Source organism: Oleiphilus sp. HI0125 (assembly GCF_001635355.1).
The window spans coordinates 1-1157 of sequence record NZ_LWGF01001215.1 but is presented as its reverse complement, the minus strand read 5'-3'; the positions used below and the strand labels follow the sequence as shown (position 1 = coordinate 1157).

The following is a 1157-nucleotide window of genomic DNA, read 5'->3' as shown; positions in this document are numbered from 1 at the left end:
GTATGCCGGATATTCAGCAAACAGGCTTGAGCCGTGGATGATCTCCGTTATTATCTCGAGCTTGTGAATATTAATAATTAAAAGTTTTGGGCAGAAGAACATGGTGTTTGGCTTAGTTAGCCTGTGTCTTATTAGCGTGCTGGCCACATGGTTGGTCGATCAACTTAGTATTCCCATTCCGGGTGCGATTATTGGTTTGTTGATTGTGTTTGCTATATGTGTATTTCGTGGCAAGCCCGGCAAGTACCTAGAACGCTCTAGCCAAACCCTTACCCTGTATATCCCGCTGCTTATTCTGCCGTCTTGTATTGGCATCATGGATCACTGGCATTTAATCCAAAAAGAATGGCTGGCTATTCTGGTTGCCATCTGCGTCAGTGTACTGTTTACCTTGATTACAATGCCATGGCTATTCGCAAAGCTCGTTTCGAAAGATGAAAGAGAGCAGTCACTGTGATGGACTTTCTCTCAAATCTTGATGCTACTTCCTTACTAACAGATCTGGGGCTGATCTTGGCGACGCTGGCCACTTATTGGCTAGTGCGCAAAGCCTACGTGAAGTCGGGCTTACATCCGCTTTTACAACCCGTGTTAGCGGGTTCTGCTGTGATGATTTTGCTCTTAGTAGTGTTACAGATTTCCTATAAAGACTACTTTGCTTCGGTACAGATTATTCATTGGTTTTTAGCGCCCTCGATTGTGGCCTTGGCAGTGCCCTTGTTTTACGAAGCCAAGCATATGCGAAAGATTCTCGCCAAAATCAGCTTACTGGTGTTTGTGGGAGGGGTCGCCACTGTTGCCCTAGCTGTGGCAATTTTACTGCTCTTTTCAGCAAGCGATGAATCTGTTCTGGCAATGCTGACAAAATCCGTGACCACTGCTGTTGCGGTTTTAGTTTCAGAAGAAACAGGCGCGATTGCTTCCCTCGCTGCTGGGTTTGTGATGATTACTGGTGTCTTCGGCGCAGTCGTTGCACCCTATATATTTCAGAAGTTCTCTATCAAACGAGATGAAGAAAAAGGCCTCGCACTTGGTTTAAGTGCGCATGCGATTGGTACTGTCAAAGCCTTTGAAATTAGTCCGAAGTGTGGCGCGTATTCGATTCTCGCAATGATCGTCAATGCCATCTTCACCGCGATATTGCTGCCGATTTGTTT

2 protein-coding genes are annotated in these 1157 nt (G+C 45.8%); both read left to right on the top strand.

What is annotated here, in order from left to right:
- The first annotated feature begins 100 nt into the window (after nucleotides 1–100).
- Nucleotides 101–457, top strand: a complete 357-nt coding sequence (locus tag A3762_RS21175; protein ID WP_068477609.1) for a CidA/LrgA family protein — start codon at nucleotides 101–103, stop codon at nucleotides 455–457.
- The coding region (locus A3762_RS21170) for an LrgB family protein (protein ID WP_068757506.1) at nucleotides 457–1157 on the top strand (701 nt) is incomplete at its 3' end. The genes A3762_RS21175 and A3762_RS21170, both read left to right, overlap by 1 nt.

Excerpts from the sequence above, each read along its gene's own strand:
- A3762_RS21175 (WP_068477609.1), top strand. The coding sequence starts at position 101 with ATGGTGTTTGGCTTAGTTAGCCTGTGTCTTATTAGCGTGCTGGCCACA.